Here is a 19,186-nt window from a genome sequence, read left to right on the forward strand (position 1 = left end):
TCAAAAGCTTTTTTGGTAAACTAATGTAGGTTGAGAATAATTCTCAATTGCTTTAAAACAAGGGAAAAGAAGAGAATGAAGAAACGGGTGCGCTCATTCGTTTTAGCCAATTTCTATCGAATTAGGCGATTTGTTTCACTTCTATTTTAAGGAGGAAAAGTCAATGAAAAAGAATCTTATCGAAATCTGGGGAGACCTCGTTGATTTGAAAGATTTGATTATAGCAATTGCTATTTGCAGTGTGACAACTATGGGGAGTTTCTTTTTAGCACCTGCAGCAGATACGACCAAACAATTATTTTTTGGTTTAGGAGGAGCTGTCTTAGGTTTTGTTATCAGTGCTGTTTTGATCAAACCAAAACGGACTGTGATTGAGGAGGAAGAAAATTAATGGATGCTGGTTTGCTTTTTCAGATGCTTCTAGCGGTTTTAGGAGCGATCGTTTTATATACATTTATCGGGTTTGTCCCCGGAACAGATGAAACATCTGTTTTAATGCCGGTTACTTTAGCTGTTGTCTTAGCCGGTGTACAGCCGATTGTTGTTTTAACCTTTTTTATTTCGGCAATCATTACATTAAATTTGATGAATGCTATTCCAACAGCACTTGTCGGTTTGCCAGGTGGGGTGATGTCGACACCGATGATCGAGCACGCCTTATATCTAAAAGAGCGGGGAATGGCAGCCACTAGTATCAAAAAAATGGCGACAGGATCAATCATTGGAACAGCGATTGCCATTCCAGTGAGTCTGCTTCTAGCAAATATTTTGGCGCCCTTTTCGGATTCTGTAAAAGAATACGCTCCTTTACTATTCGTTTTTGGTGCAATTTTCTTATCACTAATCGGTAAAAATAAACTATTAGCGTTGATCAGCATTATTCCTTTAGGGCTTTTGTTCCAAGGCTTGCGTTATCTTTATTGGGGCATCGGCGCGGTACCACAAGAAAAAAATGTGACGGTTTCTTTCTTTTTAGGCATCACGATCGGACCACTCTTAGTTTCTTTATTAGGTTTATTGAATAAGCAAAGCCGCGAAGCTTTGCCTAGACATGAAAAAAATGAAATCAAATTAAATAAAGTCGATGAAACACATTCTTTGCGTCATCCTCTTCAAACGATCACCAAAAAAGAAGCAGGTACAAGCGCTGTCGTTTCCTTACTTTCAAATTTCTTATTCTTTTTGAGTCCTGTTGGTTTAACGATTTTATTTGGTGAAGCGATGGCCAATAAAGAAAAAGATCCTGTAAAAAAAGCCAGCATGGCAATCACTTCTATGAGTGCCTTATCTCATGCAACGTATCTTTCTGGCGTGATCATTCCATTGATTGCTCTAGGGATTCCTTTATCACCTGTTGCTGTAGGACCAGCAAATGCACTATTCAATGCACCGCCTGTATTTACACTTGATCATAATATTCATCATTTACTAAGCAAAGGTGAATTCGTGTTCGCAATTGTGTTTGCAGGAGTTCTGGCTTCGATTATCACTTATTTTGTGGCAATGAAATATGCACGTCAAATGACTGCTTTCGTTTTGAAAAAGGTACCACATGAAGCCATTCTTGGTTTATTCATCGGCTTTATTTTGTTGTTAGCTTATATGGATGCTGGCCTAATCAATATTTTCGGTGTTTTACTGGTTGGGATCGTTTGTGGTACTCTTAATAAGATGGGCGTCAATTACGGTGTTCAGTTCATGATTTTATATGCAGCACCTTGGATCACCACACATTTAATATTTAAATAGAAAGATAGTTGATTGTAATGAATAAAAATAAATCTGGTCATGGACTGGCGACGGGTAAAATCATTTTAATGGGGGAACACTCTGTTGTCTATGGAGAACCCGCAATTGCTTTTCCCTTTCAAGAAACGACCATAAAAACCTTGGTAGAACCTGACCACTCAATGCTTATAGATTGTACCTATTTTTCTGGCAAGCTGACGGAAGTGCCTGCTCAGTTAAAAAGTGTTCGAGAAGTGATTGACCAAACATTAGCTGTGCTGCACCAAGAAAAAGCACAATTAAAGATCACGATTACCAGTACGATCCCTGCTGAACGCGGGATGGGTTCTAGTGCGGCTGTAGCTGTCGCACTTGTGCGCGGGCTATTTGATTATTTTGATGCTGAATATTCACCAGAAACTTTACTACAGCTAGTCGATCATGCTGAAAAAATCGCGCATGGCAATCCTAGCGGTATCGATGCCGCAGCAACCAGCGGGGAAGAACCGATTTTCTTTATTAAAGGACAACCTTTGGAAAAATTTCCAATGAATGTTTCCAATGCCTATTTGATTGTTGCCGACACTGGTATCAAAGGACAAACACGATCTGCTGTTAGTGACGTCGCTCATCTTTTTGAACAAAATAAGCAGCAAGCTGCCAAGCACATCACTACTTTAGGGCACTTGGCGACTGCCGCAAAACAAGCGATATTGACTGATGATATCCAGCTTTTAGGAGAAAGCATGAATGCCGCTCATGAGCAGCTCAAAGCATTAACTGTGAGCAATACGCAGTTAGATCAGCTCGTCGACACTGCCAAAAAAAATGGAGCGCTCGGGGCAAAGCTAACTGGCGGCGGACGTGGCGGCTGCATGATTTCACTGGCAGCCTCTCATGAGCAGGCGTTAAAAATTGCTGATGCATTGAAACAAACTGGTGCCGTAACTACCTGGATCCAGTCATTAGAGGTGAAAAAATAATGTACACTGGAAAAGCTCGTGCCTATACAAATATTGCACTGATCAAATATTGGGGTAAAAAAGATGAACACTTGATTTTACCGATGAATAATAGTTTATCTCTAACATTAGACGCCTTTTACACAGAAACAACCATTGAATTTAAAGAATCGTTCACTGAAGATTCTTTCTTTTTAGATGGTATCAAACAAGACCAAAAACAAACGGCGAAAATTACAGCTTTCTTAGCGCTCGTTCGTCAACAGTATCAAGTGTCTTTATTTGCGAAGGTCGACAGTCGTAATTTTGTGCCAACAGCTGCTGGCCTTGCTTCTTCTGCAAGCGGATTGGCTGCTTTAGCTGGCGCTTGCAGTGCAGCGTTGAATTTAGAACTGACAGATAAAGAATTGTCTCGTTTAGCTCGTCGCGGCTCTGGTTCAGCCTGCCGTAGTATTTTCGGTGGTTTTGCAGAATGGCAAAAGGGTAATTCTGACCAAACTTCATTTGCAGAAGCAATCGTTTCTGACAATTGGGAGCAAGATTTAGCGATGCTTTTTGTTTTAGTGGATGATGGAGTCAAAGATGTTTCTAGTCGAGATGGCATGAAACGTACCGTTGAAACTTCTAGCTTTTATGCAGGCTGGTTAAGCTCGATCGATGCAGATCTGAAAACTGCTAAACAAGCAATTGCTGAAAAAGACTTTAAAGCCTTAGGCGAAGTTACGGAAGCAAATGCCTTACGAATGCACGGAACCACACTAGCAGCTAACCCGCCATTCACTTATTGGTCACCAGAAAGCTTAACTGTTATGCAGCTTGTGAGACAGGCGCGTCAAAACGGTTTGCCTTGCTATTTTACAATGGATGCAGGTCCTAATGTCAAAATTCTAGTTGAAAAGAAAAATCTTGCAGCATTAAAACAATTTTTGGCTCATCATTTTTCTAGTGAGCAACTGATTTCAGCCAATGCCGGACCTGGAATTACCCTATTGCCTGAGGAAGGATCTGAAAAATCATGATAGAAGTTTCCACACCTGGGAAATTATTTATTGCAGGTGAATACGCTGTTGTAGAGCCGGGACATCCTGCGATCATTGCCGCGGTCGATCAATTTGTAACAGTCACACTTCAAGCAGCAGAGAAAACAGGTAGTATTCAATCTGCACAATACAGCTCGTTGCCTGTGCGTTGGACTCGAAGAAACAACGAACTAGTCTTGGATATCCGCGAAAATCCTTTTCACTATGTATTAGCTGCTATTCATTTAACAGAAAAATATGCACAAGAACAGCACAAGACGCTTTCTTTCTATCACTTGAAAGTCACAAGTGAACTAGATAACTCCAATGGACGCAAGTACGGTTTAGGTTCTAGCGGTGCCGTTACCGTTGCAACAGTCAAAGCATTAGGTTTGTTTTACGATTTAGAACTGACCCAAGCAGAAATTTTTAAACTCTCTGCTTTAGCTCACTTAGCTGTTCAAGGAAATGGTTCGTGTGGTGATATTGCGGCAAGTTGTTATGGTGGCTGGATTGCATTTTCCACCTTTGATCACCATTGGGTCAATCAAGAAGTTCACAAACAAACGCTTACTGACTTGCTCAAAGCAACGTGGCCCAAATTGCGGATTCAACCATTGACCGTGCCTAAAAAGTTGCGACTTATAATTGGCTGGACAGGCTCTCCTGCTTCCACTTCTGATTTGGTGGATCAGGTCCATCAATCAAAAGAAATACAGGAAAACGCCTATAAAGATTTTTTAGCTAAAAGTAAAACCTGTGTAGAAACAATGATCACTGGCTTTCAATCAGAAAATATCTCTCTGATTCAATCACAAATAAGAGAAAATCGACACTTGTTAAAAGAACTGACCACTATAACTGGTGTCGCGATCGAAACGCCTGCCTTACAAAAACTATGTAATTTAGCTGAAACCTATGGTGGTGCTGCCAAATCTTCTGGCGCTGGCGGCGGCGACTGTGGGATCGTACTATTCAAACAAAAATCTGGTATTTTACCACTAATGAGCTCTTGGGAAAAAGAAGGCATCACACCTTTGCCTTTGCATGTCTATTTTTACGGAAAGAAGGATGACAATGAATCGAAAAGATGAACATATTTCTTTAGCTAAAGCGTTTCATAAAGAAAAGAGTAATGATTTTGATCAACTTCGTTTCATTCATCACTCTTTTTCAGAAACCGCACTAGATGAGGTCGATATCACAACCGCTTTTCTAGGCTTCTCTTTCAAACAACCGTTTTATATCAATGCAATGACAGGCGGCAGCAAACGCGCGAAAGACATCAATCAGCAAATTGGGATTATCGCTAAAGAAACTGGTATTATGACGGCAACAGGGTCTGTTAATGCTGCCTTAAAACAGCCCGAGTTAGCTGATACGTATCAAATCATGCGCAAAGAAAACCCGAATGGGATCATCTTCGCAAACATCGGTGCTGGACTTTCTTTAGAAGAAGCTAAAAGAGCTGTTGAGTTATTTCATGCTGACGGGCTACAGATTCACGTCAACCTTCCACAAGAATTAGTCATGCCGGAAGGGGATCGTGATTTTCATGGCTGGCTGGATACTATTGAAGAAATCGTGACTAGCCTTGGTGTTCCTGTAATCGTAAAAGAAGTTGGTTTTGGCATGAGCAGTGAAACGATCGCACAACTGCTGGAGCGTGGTGTTCAAGCAGTAGACGTCAGCGGTCAGGGTGGGACAAGTTTCACTCAAATCGAAAATGCGCGTCGTCAAAAAAGAGAATTAAGCTTTTTGAATGATTGGGGACAATCTACGGTTATTTCTTTATTAGAATCACAAACCTTTCAAAAGGATTGCACGATTTTAGCTTCCGGCGGTGTTCGACAGTCGTTAGATATTGTCAAAGCCCTTAGTTTAGGCGCTAAAAGTGTTGGAATAGCTGGAACGATCTTGAATCAGTTGATGACTCATGGTTTAGACGAAACGATCATGCTGATTCAGCAGTGGGAAAACGAGCTTAAAATGCTTTATACGCTGCTTGGGAAAAAGACAACAGCCGAACTTGTGACAACCGATATTATACTTTCCAATGAAATCAGTCACTGGTGTGAAAGTCGCGGTATTTCTTATCAAACATTTGCGAAAAGAAGCCAGTATTAAAATAATACTGAACATCTGCAGCCACCTATTCGTCTCTAATTAAGCAGCAAGAAAAGAGCCCAAGATAAAACTAAAAATCAGTTTTGTTTCGGGCTCTAAATCTGAATAAATGACGGGAACAGAACCTACTTGCTACTCTGAGTTAAACACTTTCCGTTCCGACCTCTTCTTAAGTTGTTACACCATCAAACTTCGATATAATTCAACAATTTCTTCTACTGTGGTCTCTCTCGGATTTCCTGGTGTACAGACATCTTTATATGCGTCTTCAGCAATTGCTTTTAAATCACTTTCTTTCACACCCAACGAACGAATATTTTGTGGAATACCTACATCGATACTCAGCTGTTGCACTGCTTCAACAGTCGCTGCTCGGACTTCCTCGAGTGATAAAGTTTCTACATTTTCGATTCCCATACTTTTAGCGATTTCCCGATACTTTTCTCCAGTAGCTAGTTGATTATACGCCATAATCGTTGGCAATAAAGAAGCACAGGCTACGCCATGAGGAACATCATACCAGGCACTTAGCGGATGCGCCATACCATGTACTAAGCCCAATCCAACATTTGAAAATCCCATTCCTGCAATATATTGTCCTAAAGCCATTGCCTCTCGTGCCTCTGGTTTTCCTGCAACCGAATCACGTAAGGCATGAGAAATAATTTCAATTGCCTTCAAATGTAGCATATCTGTCATTTGCCACGCGCCATTTGTCAAATAGCCTTCGATCGCATGAGTCAAAGCGTCCATTCCTGTTGCTGCACATAACGCTTTAGGCATCCCCATCATCATATCACTGTCGATAAAAGCTACCAGCGGAATATCATGAGGATCAACACAGACAAATTTCCGATGATTCTTTTCATCTGTAATGACATAATTGATTGTCACCTCAGCAGCTGTACCTGAAGTCGTAGGAACAGCTAAGATAGGGAGACTGGGGTTTTTAGTTTGTGCTTCTCCTTCCAAACTTAGTACATCTGAGAACTCTGGATTTTTTGCGATAATTCCAATTGCTTTAGCTGTATCAATCGGAGAGCCGCCGCCGATTGCGATAATACAGTCTGCCTTTGCTTCAAGACAACTTTTTACACCTGATTGAACATCTTGAATTGTTGGATTAGGCACAATACCATCGTAGATTACATAAGGAATTTCTGCCGATATTAGCAAGTTTATAACTTTTAGCGCAACCCCATTTTTCATCAGCTCTTTGTCTGTCACGACCAATGCCTTTTCAAAATTACGTTTTCTGACTTCATTGATAATCTCATGGATCGATCCTTTGCCAAAATATGCCGTTTCGTTTAATATCATTCGGTGTATCGTCATTATCTTCACTCCTTTTTCCTTAAAGAGAATAGTGGGTTTTAACTGCATCTAACAGTTCTTTTGCTTCCTTGTCTTTTTTTATAAAGAGTCGATATACTTTTGAATCCAAATTTATAGTAATCATGCTTTGGCTTTCTTCTCTCGTTAATTGTATATCTGTTATTGCTTTTGTTGGCAATAATTGAAATTGACCGTCACGAAAATCGGTTAATAAAAAATCAGTTGTTCCAACGACTTGGCCGTTATTAGATACAAATTTACGTGCTTTTTTGATTTGTTGAATCAATTGTTGATCTAATTTTTTGACCTCTTCAAAACGACTTATTTGAAAATTGTCATAGATATCCTGCAACAACACTTCATTACGCCCATGTTTCTTCCATCTCATCAAAATCAAAAAGCCCACTAGCAAAACTAAATACATCGGTGCCAATGCTCCAACTGCTTTCAACGTAAGATTTTTTTGGATAAACCAACCGTTAATAATATATAATAAACAAATTACAACCGAGCCTTTTAGAAAAATTTTTAGTTGATTTAATGTTTTATCAACGGATACTTTTCTCATTATAATGCCTTGTCCACCCATTATTCTCTCTCCTTTTCCCTTGTCAATTACAACCTAAATGTTTCTCTAGATATTCCTTCAGCTCTCGTTCATAATTTCCAGATAACAACCTTTTTAGATGTTGTTTGTCATTTACAAAATTATATAAACTGCTGACTGCGTTAATATGACTGTTCTTATCTTTTGGCGCAATCATAAAAATTAGTCTCACAGGTAATTCATTTGAAAAGTAAACAGGTTTTTTTAATAGTAACAACGACATGCCTAGTTTATTAACGCCATCGTCTGGACCCGCATGAGGAATAGCTGTTTCTGGCGCGATCACAAAATAAGGATATGCTGGATCATAGTTATTAATAATTTTTTTGGCGTAGCTAGTTTCAACAAAACGGCCTTCTACTAAAGGTTTTGCTGCCACTTCGATTGCTTGAGGAAAGGTCAGTGTTTCTTGGTAGATTTGAATGTGCTCGATCGGTAACAACCTTAACAATTGATGATCACCCGTATTTCGAGGTAGTGTATTCGTTTGGTTACATTTTAACGAATTAAAGTAAGAACCTAACTTTTTTTCTAAAAGCTGTTTTTCAGTTATACTGGCATACTGATCGATAATTTCCAAAATTTTCTCTGTTTCAATTGCTGCAAAACGTTGCTTACTAACATTTCCTAATTCTTGTTCGACTTCCTGGCTCAATAATGATTTTTCTTGTTCATTTAAAAAATGCTGGATAAAAAAGACTTTTTTTTCTGTGTCTAAATGGACCGTAGAAAAAACAAAGTCAATATATCGATCGTCCATTTCATAAAATTCTCTTAAAGACATATAGCGGACAAAATCGATATCTGGGAATAATTCTTTCAAGCTTTCCAATAATAGACGAGAAATCGAAATTCCCTGAAGACAAACGACTACTGCTCGTTTCCTGTCCTTTTTCACTAATTCATTTTTTAAAAAGCTCAAAAAAAGAACAGTCACATAGGTTAGTTCATCTTGTGGAAAAGTAACTTTCAGCACAGTTTCAATCGGCTTGATTGCTTCTTTTAGCAACTGATGAACATGCTGATATTCTTCAATTATTTTTTCGGCATTCGGATTATTGTCAGGTACGCCAAATTTGATTCGATAGCTGGCTGGAATAATATGCTGATATAAAGCATCAGCTAATTCCTCTTTTTCATCGATCGTTGTAATTCCCAAAATCTCAAATCGCTGGATCGTTTGTTTGATTGCTAAAAGTAAGCGACGGTCTTTTTGTTGCGTTCTATTTAAAATCAAACTTGTACTTAAAATTTGCAGACTGACAAATTGAACTTCCTGTTGATCATCGAATCCTTTGAAAAAATAGTTTAATGTAGATGAGACTTCTTTATAGAACGCATCATCTACCATTGGAATCACATGTTTTAATGCATCTACTTGAAGTCTATTTCCACATTCGATCCTTTTGGTACACATGTAAAGTACAAAAGATAAATCAACTAATTTAGCTTCTGTAAACGTCAAATTTAAATGCGTCTCCAATAATTCTAACTGTGTTTGAAGTTCTTTAATTCGTTGTAAATCCTTAACAAAAACAGTGGCAAAATGTGCTGCTTCTTGTTCATCATTGATGATTTCTTTAATTGCTTTGATCCCAATTTTTCGGATTACCAGCTCTTCTCCCTTTAAATAGTAACCCGTTTTTCGGCTATAAACTAAATCAACTTGTTGCTTCTTTAATTGCTGAATCAGCTTCTTATTATCCGCTAAAATGGTATTCTTGCTGACTGCTAACTTTTCAGATAAAACAGTCAACGAGCCCGTATCATTAAAGAGCAACATCACTAAAATAAAATGTTGTCGCTCTTTATCAGTCAAGTAAAACAATGGCGATAACTCTTCTAACAGAAGCGTCAGATTTTGACTATCTAAATCGGTCGAAAAAAACTGTCCCTTTTTTTGAATTATTTTATTTCCTTGTATACGCAGAAATTCATTGATTTTTTTTATCCTGTATTCAACCTGTCCTCTGGAAGCATTTGTCTCGCCTTCTAACTGCTGCAAAGAAATACTTGTATTGGAAACGATCAATTGTAATATTTGTACCGCCATTGAATCCATTTTTCTTCACTGCCTTTTGTTTTATGATAGTAAATGTATTTATAAACGAATCAGCATATCACTTGACCCTTTATCAAAGAACTCATTCATCACATCTCTTAAAAGATACGGTGATCTTGGAATCGCATCAATTGTATCACCAGCTATATGAGAAGTAATCGTTAAATTATCCAATGTTAACAAAGGGTCACTTGCCTGAATCGGTTCTTCCCAAACAACGTCGATGGCAGCACCCGCAATTTTTTTATTTTTTAATGCGGCAATAAAAGCAGGCTTATAAAGAATATCTGGTCTTGCAGTATTGATAAGATAACTACTCGGCTTCATTAGCGAGATCAATGAGTCATTGATCATATTCGTTGTATCGGGGGTCACTCTCATATGCAGAGAAAGAATATCTGCTTGTTTGAACGCATCCTCTAACTCGACAAACGTCACTTGTAATCCTTCATTTTCAATCTTTTGTCGATCAACGTAAGGATCGTAAGCCATGACCTTCACGCCTAATCCATTTAAACGCTTCACTACAAGCTTGCCAATATACCCTAAACCAATCAACCCAACGGTTAAGTTTGATAAGGTCGTTTTATATAAATCATTTGGAAATTGTTTTGGCCACTGTCCATTCATTACTTGGCGATGAGAAAGTCCAATATTTCTAGTTGCTGCATACATCAGCCCAACTGTAAAATCAGCAACAGGCTCCGCATTTCTGATCACATGGATCAGTTGAATTTTTTTCTTGCTTACCGTTTCTAAATCAATATGCTCTAAACCGCCTCGGCTGGTACCGATCATTTTTAACAACGGCGCTGCCTCCAACATTTCTTTAGACACTGGCGCAATATGCACCAACAGATACTCTGCTTTTTTCATAGCTTCTAAAATTCCATCTGGAATATCAACTGCTTGCGGTCCACCTTGCTCAATGATTTTGATTTTTGCTTGAAATTCTTCCTTAGTTAAATCAGCATACCAATCAAAACAAGTAACTTCTATTGGTTGAGGAAGCTTTAATTGTTCCGCAGCTTCTTTTAAAGTAGCGGAAGATACCAACGCATCACCGATAACAACAACATTGCTCATTACGAGGCAACTCCTTCCATAATACCTGTATTCGCTTCACGCTCAGCCTGGTTTTCAAGATAGGCATGAATGGATTCTTTTTTCACACGTACAAATACATAAAGAATAATATACACAACGACAGATAAACCAATCCACAACGGATTTTGAGTCATAAAAATTAAGAATAATAACCCCATGATATGATTCGTCATCACCGCAAAACTACAAATCATCAATGCACCTTCCGGTAAATTAACGCCAACTTCCACTGCAACATCAGTAAAAATCGGTGCTACAGCCGTAATCATGTACAATCCGCCTACACACCAAATTGTTCCGCTGATCAAAGACTTAAAGATATTGCCATTTGATACACAAATGATCAATTCGATCATGTAAGGAATCGCAATCAGGTCCACCATCGGTAATGTTTGATTCCCCGGTAAAACAATCGCTAGAACAAGAACAATTGGAATCAATAACATACCAGTCAATAACGTAGCTGTTTCTCCGTACCCAGCTGCATCATTGATTGCCAAGAACCAGACCCGATCTGAGCTGTTGGATTTTGCCGTTTTCTTTGATGCATCTGTAATCGTAGTGAATGCTGAAGCAAAAATCCCGGCAATTTTAGGGAAAATCGCCATGATCGCCGCTGTTGAGATCCCTACAATAGTTACCTCGCCCCATGCTTCAAGTGTATTTAAGCGCATAAAGTTTCCAGCAAAACCTAATGCTAGTCCTAATATAAATCCTAACGATGTTGGCTCACCTAAGAATCCTAGTTTATTTTGAAGCGTTTCTGGGTTCCATTTAACTTTATTAGCTCCCATTTTCGTTAGCAGCCAATCCATTCCGATTGCCAAAGGAACAGAACAAATATGATGAGGTGCAGTCATAGTACAGCTTGGATAACCGTAATAATTAGACCAGCGTTTAGCAATAATCTCTGAAAATACTAAACAATATAAGTTTGAAAGAACCATTAAACCGATCGATAGCCATAAATTTTTTGTTGAAATATACAGCATTGATCCCCATAACATAAAGGAATAATTGTTCCACAAGTCTGAAGGCATAAAAATATTTGTATATTTCACTAGAAATAGAATCGTTTGTAAAATTAGCCCCAGGCCTAAAAAGATCATCCCTACTTGGGTTGAATACGCAACTACACTTGTCGCCTGCCATCCTGTATCTAAAATCCTTAGATTAACACCAGTTTCTTCTACCATCCGATTGACAACAGGCGTTACAATTGGTGAATACGCTCCGATGATCATATTGAATCCAGTCAAGCCGATCCCCGCATTCAATGCTGCTCCAAACGCTTTTTTGGGTTTGACTTTCATGATTAAAGCAATAAAGAAAATGATGATCGGAACAACGACTGCCGCGCCAAAAGCATCCATGATTTTTGAAAGTAGATCCAGCATTCCTTTTCCCCCTTTACACTATTTTTCCTCTCTAATCAACCACTCGATTTGCGGTCTCTAAAAGCTCTTCAAAAAATTCTTCTTCTCCCATCCCAGTCAAGAGACCTACTGAATTGATTGTCGGGATATCATATTTGCCTTTTAAAGGACTAGTATGAACAATAATATCCCATTTTCCGGAAGCTAACTGCCCTTCTACTCCCCCCGGATTCACCTCAACAGTCTGTGCTTTATACCCATTTTCTTCAAGAAAATCTTTTACTTTATTCGCAACCATCGTACTTGTTACTGTGCCCGACCCACAGACTGAGATTACATTCAATTTTTTCATTTCTAAATCCTCCTTTGATTTTATTGTGTTACACGTTCGCTTAAAATCCCTGCTTTTGGTACAACACCAAAGCGATCAGCTAAATCCCATAACTGTTGATCGGTGATTTTTTGCTTGAAGTTTGGTGCAGCTGCTTTAGCTTTCATGTAAATATCCGCTGCTTTTTCTGCCGTTTCAACTAAGCCGAAAGCATCATCCATCGTTTGTCCTGCCCCCATAATGCCATGATGCGGCCAGATAACGATTCTTGAATCAGACATTTTCGCTGCAGAGGCTTCTCCCAGCGCTACCGTTCCTGCAACCATCCATGGTAATACTGCTACGCCATCTGGAAAAACAACCAAACATTCTGTAATCATTTCCCATAGTGTTTTCGTGAATTTGTCTTCGTCCAAGTCATGAATAAACGTCATAGCTGAAATAGCAATAGAATGTGTATGCAAGATCACACGATGCTCTGGATCTTGCTGCAAGCGAACCGCATGGCATTTCAAATGGGAAGCTAGCTCACTGGTAGGAACACCACCTGTTTCCAATCCCCAAAGTACTTGATATTTTCTACCATCTTCTGAAATTTTTAAAATCACTAAATTGTCTGCTGGATTTTGCCACACATTTTTAAAATATTTCCCAGAACCAGATACTAAAAAGATCCTTCCAGCTAGTTCTTTGATTTCAAAGCCTAAATCAACCTCATCGATCACTCGTTCCACATCTAAATAAAAGGCAACTTCCTCTTTATCCAGACGGTAACTGATATTCCCACCATTTCGTTCTGCCCAGCCATTATGCCAAAGATTTCTTGTTGCTTCACACATTTCCTTGATAAACGGTGCTTCATAAATATTATGGATTTTCATAAACGGTTCGCTCCTATTCTTTATTAAAATAATTGATGACTAAATCAAAAATTTTTTCTTTTATTGTGGCTGTTTCTAAAGTACTCATAAACGATTGATCCATAAACATTGTCATTAAATTTTGTAACAGTACTAGCTGATCCTCTCCTTTGTCAAACCCTAGACAAAATGCATACTTTGCTTTAACAAAATGATTATCCGTTCCCATTTCACCAAAAGTAACAGGTGTTTTTAATTTAACGATATAGATAAATGGACGCTTGATATATTGTGGATCTGTATGCGGGATGGCAACATTCAATGTTGATGTTCTCAATCCTGTTGGATAATCAGCTTCTCGAGCTGTCATTTCACGTAAATACTCTTTTTCCACGTAGCCCAACTCGAATAATTTAGTAAATAGATAAGAAAAAAAGACCGCTTGATCATCTCCATCTTCATAAATATCTACAAGTTCTGTCCTAAGAAACTTATCTGTCACAAGCATTCACCAACCTCCTTTCTGTTCACTTCGTTCATTACAAACAGATTATAGCAAAGGAACACCTCATAATGTTTGCGCTTTCATCACAATCTACTTTTTTTTCTTGAAAAAAAATGTGATGAGCTTTTCTTAAGAACACATTTATTTATACCTACATAAAAAAAAGAAGTGTCTAGGACACAACTTTTCGAATTAGCTCTTAACCAACTATGGATATTTAATGATTCCTTTTACCGAGGCCTTTTCTCCTTCTCATGATACCAATACGCTAAATAAATAATCAGCTGGCTCAATCCAAGAAATATAAACAGCGCTAAACATTCCGTTCTGATATTCGTACTATCTAAGCTAAGCAATTTTCTAAATCCATCCACACTATACGTCATCGGAATAAAACGGTGAATCGTTTGAAAAACAGGTGAGGCTAAGTAAATGGAGTAACTTCCTCCAGACGAAGAGGTTTGTAGCATGGTGATGATCAAGACCAATAAACTGCCAATCCCTGGAAATAGTTTGTTAAACGATACGATCACACTATAAAATGTCCCAGAAGCTAGAAAAATGAATAGCATAAACTCCTTCCAATAATCGGTATGAAGGTTTAAAATAGTAAAGATAGCAACTGCTAAAAGTAAGCTTTGACCAAAAACAATCAATAAAGGATACAGGTATTGTTTACGCCAATAGCTGCTGTAATTGTTGGCTTTTTTCTTAAAAATTCGCATCACAAACTGATTCAAAAAGATACTTCCGACAAACAAAGTCAGTGATAAAATATAAGGAGCCATCGCTTCTCCATTGTTTTTGACTGGATAATATTCTTCATGTTTTAATTGAATAACTTCACTGATATTAGCTGGAATCGGCACCTTTTCCTGATTTAGTTTTTCAACCATTGAACTGGCTGTCTGATTGTTTGCTTTTAATACAAATTTATCTACAGCACTAGAAATAATCTTCGCTGAAGAATAATTCAACCCTTCTCCAGTGGTAAGTTTAATTTCAGCTGGAGCTTGTTTTGCTGGAAACTCTGATAGTTTGTTCATAAAATCTGATTCAAATTCAATGATCGCATAGACTTTTCCTTGCTTTAATTTTTCGACAGCTTTTTCATGGTTTGTCAGGGTAAAATCAAATACATTACTTTCTTTAAGCGCTGTATACACACGATTCGTGGACTGATTCTCAACCAAAGCAACTGGAAGTTTATCGATATTTCCATATGGATCCATCATGGATTTGATAAATATAGTAGAATAAAGCATAGGAATCAATAAAATCAATGTTAATGCAATACCAGCAACGGTTAATTTCTTTTTCATATAATCACCTTTTCTTTAGATTAATCATATCCGCGGATACAACAAATCTAAAGATAGCGTTTGTTTCTCCATTTGTCAATCATTTGAAAGGAGTTTTTTTGTGAAACTTAATAATTCATTTATACAATCATTGGCCATTTTGGTCATGCTGGCAGAATTACCTCAAGGTACTGCTTTAAAATCTCAAGAAATCAGTCAACGAATGGACGTTTCTCCAACCTATTTACTAAAAATTGCTAAAAAGTTAAAAGATGCTGGTCTTATTAATTCAAGCGCTTCTAAAAATGGAGGCTACACGATTAAAAAGGACATTCGTACGATTAGCTTTCTTGAAGTATTTGAAGCAGTTGAAGAGAACGACACATTCTTAGATAAACTTGATTTAAATCCTATCCATAATATGTTTTTATCTGAAAAAATAGTGCATGAACAAGAGCTTGTCGTAAAAAACATTTTATTAGCCGCAGAAACTGAATATAAACAAACCTTAGCCCAGCACTTTGTTGACGAAATCGCACCTAAAGATGCATCTGGTAAGACACTGGAAATCAATTGGAAACAAATCATTTCAGAAAAATAATACTATGATCGTTGTTTTCTCCACACTAAAAAGATCTCCTTTCACTTAGATTGAGGCGAATCGCCCCATTTCTTCGAAAGGAGATTTTTTAGTTTTTAGCTATTTGACTGCACTATCACAGTGATGCTTTTTCATACGCTTCACGCAGTACAGCTAAATCAATTCTTTTCATTTTATACAATTCCTGCATCACCCGATACGCTCTATCTGGATCAGAATTATCCAGCAACGCTTCCAGCTCTTCGGTCACAGTTTGCCAGCAGACACCGTATTCATCTTCCATCCAGCCACAAGGCCATTCTTTTCCTTTAGTCGTTACTGCCTGCCATAAACGATCGATTTCTGCTTGATCTTTGCAATACACATAAAAAGACGTTGCCATCGTAAAGCTAAACGCATGGTCCACTTCGCCGCCATCCATCACTCGAAAAGGTTGTCCATGCATCGTAAATAAAGCTTGAGAAACGGTTCCGTCAGGATTTTTCTGAACGTACTCCACCTTGCCCTCTCCGAAAATACTGATCCAATTATTCATTGCTTCTTCCGCTTTTCCAGATTGTTCTTTCGTGAATAAAAAGGTTGGCGCAATAGATTGAGGACGCTCAGCGAATACTAATTGCCACGACACGCCATATTTATCTGCTACCCAGCCGAACTTAGGACTGAAAGGATAGGCACCATACTCCATTAAGACACTGCCATCTTGACTTAATTTTTCCCACAAACGGTCGATTTGTTCTTCTGTTTCACATTCAACGTAAAATGAAATTGCCGGAGTAAACTCAAACTCTGGTCCGCCATTCAACAAAATAAATTCCTGTCCTGCAAGTGATAAGGAAATCGTTAAGATCGAGCCTTTTGGTTGATGTTCACTATCCACGTAATAGTCAGTTTTATTGATTGTTCCTTGTTCAAAAGCATCCACATAAAACGCCGCTGCTTCTTCCACTTGACCATTGAACCATAAACACGGTGAAAATTTTGACATCTTGAATCTTCCTTTCATGGACCATTGCTGGTTTGATGGCTATTTTGCCTCTTCACCTATTATAGCTAGCAATGTCATTAATTGGAAAAGTCGCGCTCCGTTAATACAGTATCCCAATCGGTTCCAGCGGCTTCAAAGCCTAAGCGTTCATATAACCGTTTCGCAGCACTATTTTCATCTGTTACGACCAAAAAAACATGCTGATAGTCTGTTCCTATGAAAGAGTCCAGCATTCGCTGCATCAATTCCTGCGCAAGCCCCGTCCCCCTGTTCATTGATTCTACTGCAAGATAGATAACCAAAGGAATATCCCTAAACAAAGTCACAATCACACTGCCAGTGATGCTGTCTGAATCGCCATGATAAAAGGAATGTTCAGTTAAAAGTGGCCCGTACTTTCCTTGAAAGACTTCTTCTAGCTCCAGTTGCCATTGTGCTAGATCCTCACCTTGATCATCTACCGTTCCTTCAAAGGCTACCAACAAGTGCCTTGCTAATTTTTCTTGATACCATTTCACCTTTTTTTCTTCTGTCATTGCAGCAAACGCAAAGTGAAACGGTTGTTGCTCTGCAGTAACTTTTTTTACCATAATCGTTCTTTGACTCATGAATACGCCCTCACTTCTATTTATCCCTTAAAATTATATAATGGTCGAATCACTTCTTGAACTGTCATCGTCTCCGTAATATCTGCAAGCAGCTGCTTCATTGGTTTATACGCTTTGGGTGCTTCATCGATCGTTTTTTTAGAAACAGAGGTTGTCCAAACATGTCTCATTGTATGCTGATAGCTTTCCAAACTGATTCTTGCTTTCGCCTGTGAACGACTTAATAGTCTACCGGCACCATGAGGACCTGATTGGTTCCAGTCAGAATTCCCTTTACCGGTTGCTAAAATACTGCCGTCTTTCATATTGAGCGGGACAATCATTTTTTCACCTAATTTAGCTGAAACTGCGCCTTTTCTGAGAATATTTGTCTCTAGATCAATATAGTTATGAGGACAGTCAAAGGCCTCAATGACTGCCTTCTTCCACTTCATTCCTTTAAGGATCGTTTCTGCCATGATTTTGCGATTCATCGCTGCATAAGCTTGGGCAATCTTCATATCCTCCAAATAATGCGTCAAATCATTTTCAGTAACATATGACAATTCATAAGGAACCTTGATTGCTTCTCTTAACGCGATCAGCTCGGCTGCTGCTTCATGCTGTCCATTTTTTGCAGCTTTTGAAGCGGCAATTTTCACTTCTTTTCTTTGCTGAGATAATTTTTGATAAGCTACTTCCTGATGGTACTCAGCGATTTCTTTACCTAGTACACGACTGCCGCTATGGATCACTAAGTATAATCCATCCACACCTTCATTGACCTCAATAAAATGATTGCCTCCGCCTAAGGTACCTAAGCTTCTCAACGCCCAGCCTTTATGGATCGGTGCATGGACCTTCCCTAATTCAAATTCATAATAGCTTTTATCATGAGCGTTTGAGCCGCTTGGAATTCTTGATCGAATGATCCGATCTAATTTATCAAAATTTGTTTTAATTGATTTTTTTAGCTTTACAACATAAAGTCCGCAGCCAATATCCACGCCGACTAAATTAGGGACTACTTTTTCTTGAATAGTCATTGTTGTTCCAATCACGCAACCTGAACCGCTATGAGTATCGGGCATGATTCTGATTTGGCTTTCTTTAGCAAATTCTTGATTACATAAGGACATGATCTGTCCGATCGTAGCATCGTCCAACATTTCTGTATAGACGTGTGCTTCGTTGTATTTTCCTTTAATTGTTAACATTCTGATTCCTCGTTCTTTTTATTTATTGGAATGCAAAATGCGGCCGCATTCCTTAGCCTGTCTGATTCGTTCCTTTTTTTCCACTCATTGGATCCACCTCCGAAAATAAAAAAAAGACAAAGCTGCTAAATCAACAATGATCCACAGCTTTGTCTATAAATTTCTATAAAGAAATTTTATCTACTGTAAAGAGAACACCACAAAGAGCTTGTTCGTCTTTTACACTGGTCGTTGCGATTTCTGATCATTGATGTATTGATTGTAGTATTCACAGATGCTTTCATGATGTTCTCTCCTTTCCTAATTTGATTGTTTAAATCGTATCATTTTATGTAATCGTTTGTCAATCTGATTTTTGATCAAGGATGGGACAGAATGAGGTGCGCCCTAAAAGTTGTACGTAGATTACCCAGCTAATTGGCTGGTATGAATTCGGTATTGAACCGGACTCATACCAGTCAATTTTTCTTTTA

At 38.4% G+C, this 19,186-nt stretch carries 19 protein-coding genes; 7 read left to right on the top strand and 12 right to left on the bottom strand.

Annotation, left to right across the window (positions count from 1 at the left end; translation table 11 throughout):
* Positions 1-163: 163 nt before the first annotated feature.
* Genes BCR25_RS07045 through fni form a run of 6 tightly spaced genes read left to right on the top strand, consistent with a single transcriptional unit; the run spans position 164 to position 5,836 of the window.
* The gene (locus tag BCR25_RS07045; protein ID WP_069662915.1) at positions 164-391 is read left to right on the top strand and encodes a hypothetical protein; all 228 of its coding nucleotides are present in this window, start codon (positions 164-166) and stop codon (positions 389-391) included.
* Positions 391-1,749 (top strand): tripartite tricarboxylate transporter permease, encoded by a 1,359-nt coding sequence (locus BCR25_RS07050; protein ID WP_069662916.1) that lies wholly within the window; start codon positions 391-393, stop codon positions 1,747-1,749. Before BCR25_RS07045 ends, BCR25_RS07050 begins: the two co-directional genes overlap by 1 nt.
* A 17-nt stretch (positions 1,750-1,766) precedes the next feature.
* Positions 1,767-2,711, top strand: a complete 945-nt coding sequence (mvk, locus tag BCR25_RS07055; RefSeq protein WP_069662917.1) for a mevalonate kinase — start codon at positions 1,767-1,769, stop codon at positions 2,709-2,711.
* Positions 2,711-3,709 (top strand): diphosphomevalonate decarboxylase, encoded by a 999-nt coding sequence (gene mvaD / locus BCR25_RS07060; protein ID WP_069662918.1) that lies wholly within the window; start codon positions 2,711-2,713, stop codon positions 3,707-3,709. The genes mvk and mvaD overlap by 1 nt, the downstream gene beginning before the upstream one ends.
* The gene (locus tag BCR25_RS07065; protein ID WP_069662919.1) at positions 3,706-4,803 is read left to right on the top strand and encodes a phosphomevalonate kinase; all 1,098 of its coding nucleotides are present in this window, start codon (positions 3,706-3,708) and stop codon (positions 4,801-4,803) included. Before mvaD ends, BCR25_RS07065 begins: the two co-directional genes overlap by 4 nt.
* Positions 4,787-5,836, top strand: a complete 1,050-nt coding sequence (gene fni, locus BCR25_RS07070; protein ID WP_069662920.1) for a type 2 isopentenyl-diphosphate Delta-isomerase — start codon at positions 4,787-4,789, stop codon at positions 5,834-5,836. Before BCR25_RS07065 ends, fni begins: the two co-directional genes overlap by 17 nt.
* Positions 5,837-6,013: 177 nt before the next feature.
* On the opposite strand, the gene fucO is transcribed toward fni, so the two are convergent.
* The 9 genes from fucO to BCR25_RS07115 all read right to left on the bottom strand — a co-directional run bounded on the left by fucO (position 6,014) and on the right by BCR25_RS07115 (position 15,341).
* Complete coding sequence (gene fucO, locus BCR25_RS07075; RefSeq protein ID WP_069662921.1) at positions 6,014-7,171, bottom strand: lactaldehyde reductase; 1,158 nt, start codon at positions 7,169-7,171, stop codon at positions 6,014-6,016.
* Between the two features lie 19 nt (positions 7,172-7,190).
* Complete coding sequence (locus BCR25_RS07080; protein WP_069662922.1) at positions 7,191-7,760, bottom strand: hypothetical protein; 570 nt, start codon at positions 7,758-7,760, stop codon at positions 7,191-7,193.
* Positions 7,761-7,782: 22 nt separating this feature from the next.
* Complete coding sequence (locus tag BCR25_RS07085; RefSeq protein WP_069662923.1) at positions 7,783-9,840, bottom strand: BglG family transcription antiterminator; 2,058 nt, start codon at positions 9,838-9,840, stop codon at positions 7,783-7,785.
* 39 nt (positions 9,841-9,879) lie between these two features.
* Positions 9,880-10,926, bottom strand: a complete 1,047-nt coding sequence (locus BCR25_RS07090) for a 2-hydroxyacid dehydrogenase (protein ID WP_069662924.1) — start codon at positions 10,924-10,926, stop codon at positions 9,880-9,882.
* Complete coding sequence (locus BCR25_RS07095) at positions 10,926-12,344, bottom strand: PTS galactitol transporter subunit IIC (RefSeq protein WP_069662925.1); 1,419 nt, start codon at positions 12,342-12,344, stop codon at positions 10,926-10,928. Before BCR25_RS07095 ends, BCR25_RS07090 begins: the two co-directional genes overlap by 1 nt.
* A gap of 31 nt (positions 12,345-12,375) precedes the next feature.
* Positions 12,376-12,675 (bottom strand): PTS sugar transporter subunit IIB, encoded by a 300-nt coding sequence (locus BCR25_RS07100; protein ID WP_069662926.1) that lies wholly within the window; start codon positions 12,673-12,675, stop codon positions 12,376-12,378.
* A gap of 20 nt (positions 12,676-12,695) precedes the next feature.
* Positions 12,696-13,535 carry a rhamnulose-1-phosphate aldolase gene (rhaD, locus tag BCR25_RS07105; RefSeq protein WP_069662927.1) on the bottom strand — a complete coding sequence of 280 codons (840 nt, stop codon included), beginning with the start codon at positions 13,533-13,535 and terminating at the stop codon, positions 12,696-12,698.
* Between the two features lie 13 nt (positions 13,536-13,548).
* Positions 13,549-14,022: a PTS sugar transporter subunit IIA gene (locus tag BCR25_RS07110; protein ID WP_069662928.1), complete on the bottom strand. Its 474-nt coding sequence runs from the start codon at positions 14,020-14,022 to the stop codon at positions 13,549-13,551.
* A gap of 227 nt (positions 14,023-14,249) precedes the next feature.
* Positions 14,250-15,341, bottom strand: coding sequence for a YhgE/Pip domain-containing protein (locus BCR25_RS07115; RefSeq protein ID WP_069662929.1), 1,092 nt, complete (start codon positions 15,339-15,341; stop codon positions 14,250-14,252).
* 100 nt (positions 15,342-15,441) lie between these two features.
* On the opposite strand from BCR25_RS07115, the gene BCR25_RS07120 reads away from it, so the two are divergent.
* Positions 15,442-15,921, top strand: coding sequence for an RrF2 family transcriptional regulator (locus BCR25_RS07120; protein WP_069662930.1), 480 nt, complete (start codon positions 15,442-15,444; stop codon positions 15,919-15,921).
* 115 nt (positions 15,922-16,036) lie between these two features.
* On the opposite strand, the gene BCR25_RS07125 is transcribed toward BCR25_RS07120, so the two are convergent.
* From BCR25_RS07125 to BCR25_RS07135, 3 genes are all read right to left on the bottom strand, one after another.
* The gene (locus tag BCR25_RS07125; protein ID WP_069662931.1) at positions 16,037-16,909 is read right to left on the bottom strand and encodes a VOC family protein; all 873 of its coding nucleotides are present in this window, start codon (positions 16,907-16,909) and stop codon (positions 16,037-16,039) included.
* A 77-nt stretch (positions 16,910-16,986) separates the two neighbouring features.
* Positions 16,987-17,517 (bottom strand): GNAT family N-acetyltransferase, encoded by a 531-nt coding sequence (locus BCR25_RS07130; protein WP_069662932.1) that lies wholly within the window; start codon positions 17,515-17,517, stop codon positions 16,987-16,989.
* Between the two features lie 20 nt (positions 17,518-17,537).
* On the bottom strand, positions 17,538-18,713 hold the full coding sequence (locus BCR25_RS07135; RefSeq protein ID WP_069662933.1) for an RtcB family protein: 1,176 nt from the start codon (positions 18,711-18,713) through the stop codon (positions 17,538-17,540).
* Between the last annotated feature and the right edge of the window lie 473 nt (positions 18,714-19,186).

Origin of the sequence: Enterococcus termitis, assembly GCF_001730305.1 — a bacterium.
GTDB classification, from domain to species: domain Bacteria; phylum Bacillota; class Bacilli; order Lactobacillales; family Enterococcaceae; genus Enterococcus_L; species Enterococcus_L termitis.

Excerpts from the sequence above, each read along its gene's own strand:
- BCR25_RS07050 (WP_069662916.1), top strand. The coding sequence starts at position 391 with ATGGATGCTGGTTTGCTTTTTCAGATGCTTCTAGCGGTTTTAGGAGCG.
- mvk (WP_069662917.1), top strand. The coding sequence starts at position 1,767 with ATGAATAAAAATAAATCTGGTCATGGACTGGCGACGGGTAAAATCATT.
- BCR25_RS07100 (WP_069662926.1), bottom strand. The coding sequence starts at position 12,675 with ATGAAAAAATTGAATGTAATCTCAGTCTGTGGGTCGGGCACAGTAACA.
- BCR25_RS07115 (WP_069662929.1), bottom strand. The coding sequence starts at position 15,341 with ATGAAAAAGAAATTAACCGTTGCTGGTATTGCATTAACATTGATTTTA.
- rhaD (WP_069662927.1), bottom strand. The coding sequence starts at position 13,535 with ATGAAAATCCATAATATTTATGAAGCACCGTTTATCAAGGAAATGTGT.
- BCR25_RS07090 (WP_069662924.1), bottom strand. The coding sequence starts at position 10,926 with ATGAGCAATGTTGTTGTTATCGGTGATGCGTTGGTATCTTCCGCTACT.
- BCR25_RS07110 (WP_069662928.1), bottom strand. The coding sequence starts at position 14,022 with ATGCTTGTGACAGATAAGTTTCTTAGGACAGAACTTGTAGATATTTAT.
- BCR25_RS07135 (WP_069662933.1), bottom strand. The coding sequence starts at position 18,713 with ATGTTAACAATTAAAGGAAAATACAACGAAGCACACGTCTATACAGAA.
- fni (WP_069662920.1), top strand. The coding sequence starts at position 4,787 with ATGAATCGAAAAGATGAACATATTTCTTTAGCTAAAGCGTTTCATAAA.
- BCR25_RS07085 (WP_069662923.1), bottom strand. The coding sequence starts at position 9,840 with ATGGATTCAATGGCGGTACAAATATTACAATTGATCGTTTCCAATACA.
- BCR25_RS07065 (WP_069662919.1), top strand. The coding sequence starts at position 3,706 with ATGATAGAAGTTTCCACACCTGGGAAATTATTTATTGCAGGTGAATAC.
- BCR25_RS07095 (WP_069662925.1), bottom strand. The coding sequence starts at position 12,344 with ATGCTGGATCTACTTTCAAAAATCATGGATGCTTTTGGCGCGGCAGTC.
- BCR25_RS07045 (WP_069662915.1), top strand. The coding sequence starts at position 164 with ATGAAAAAGAATCTTATCGAAATCTGGGGAGACCTCGTTGATTTGAAA.
- BCR25_RS07080 (WP_069662922.1), bottom strand. The coding sequence starts at position 7,760 with ATGGGTGGACAAGGCATTATAATGAGAAAAGTATCCGTTGATAAAACA.
- mvaD (WP_069662918.1), top strand. The coding sequence starts at position 2,711 with ATGTACACTGGAAAAGCTCGTGCCTATACAAATATTGCACTGATCAAA.
- BCR25_RS07125 (WP_069662931.1), bottom strand. The coding sequence starts at position 16,909 with ATGTCAAAATTTTCACCGTGTTTATGGTTCAATGGTCAAGTGGAAGAA.
- BCR25_RS07130 (WP_069662932.1), bottom strand. The coding sequence starts at position 17,517 with ATGAGTCAAAGAACGATTATGGTAAAAAAAGTTACTGCAGAGCAACAA.
- fucO (WP_069662921.1), bottom strand. The coding sequence starts at position 7,171 with ATGACGATACACCGAATGATATTAAACGAAACGGCATATTTTGGCAAA.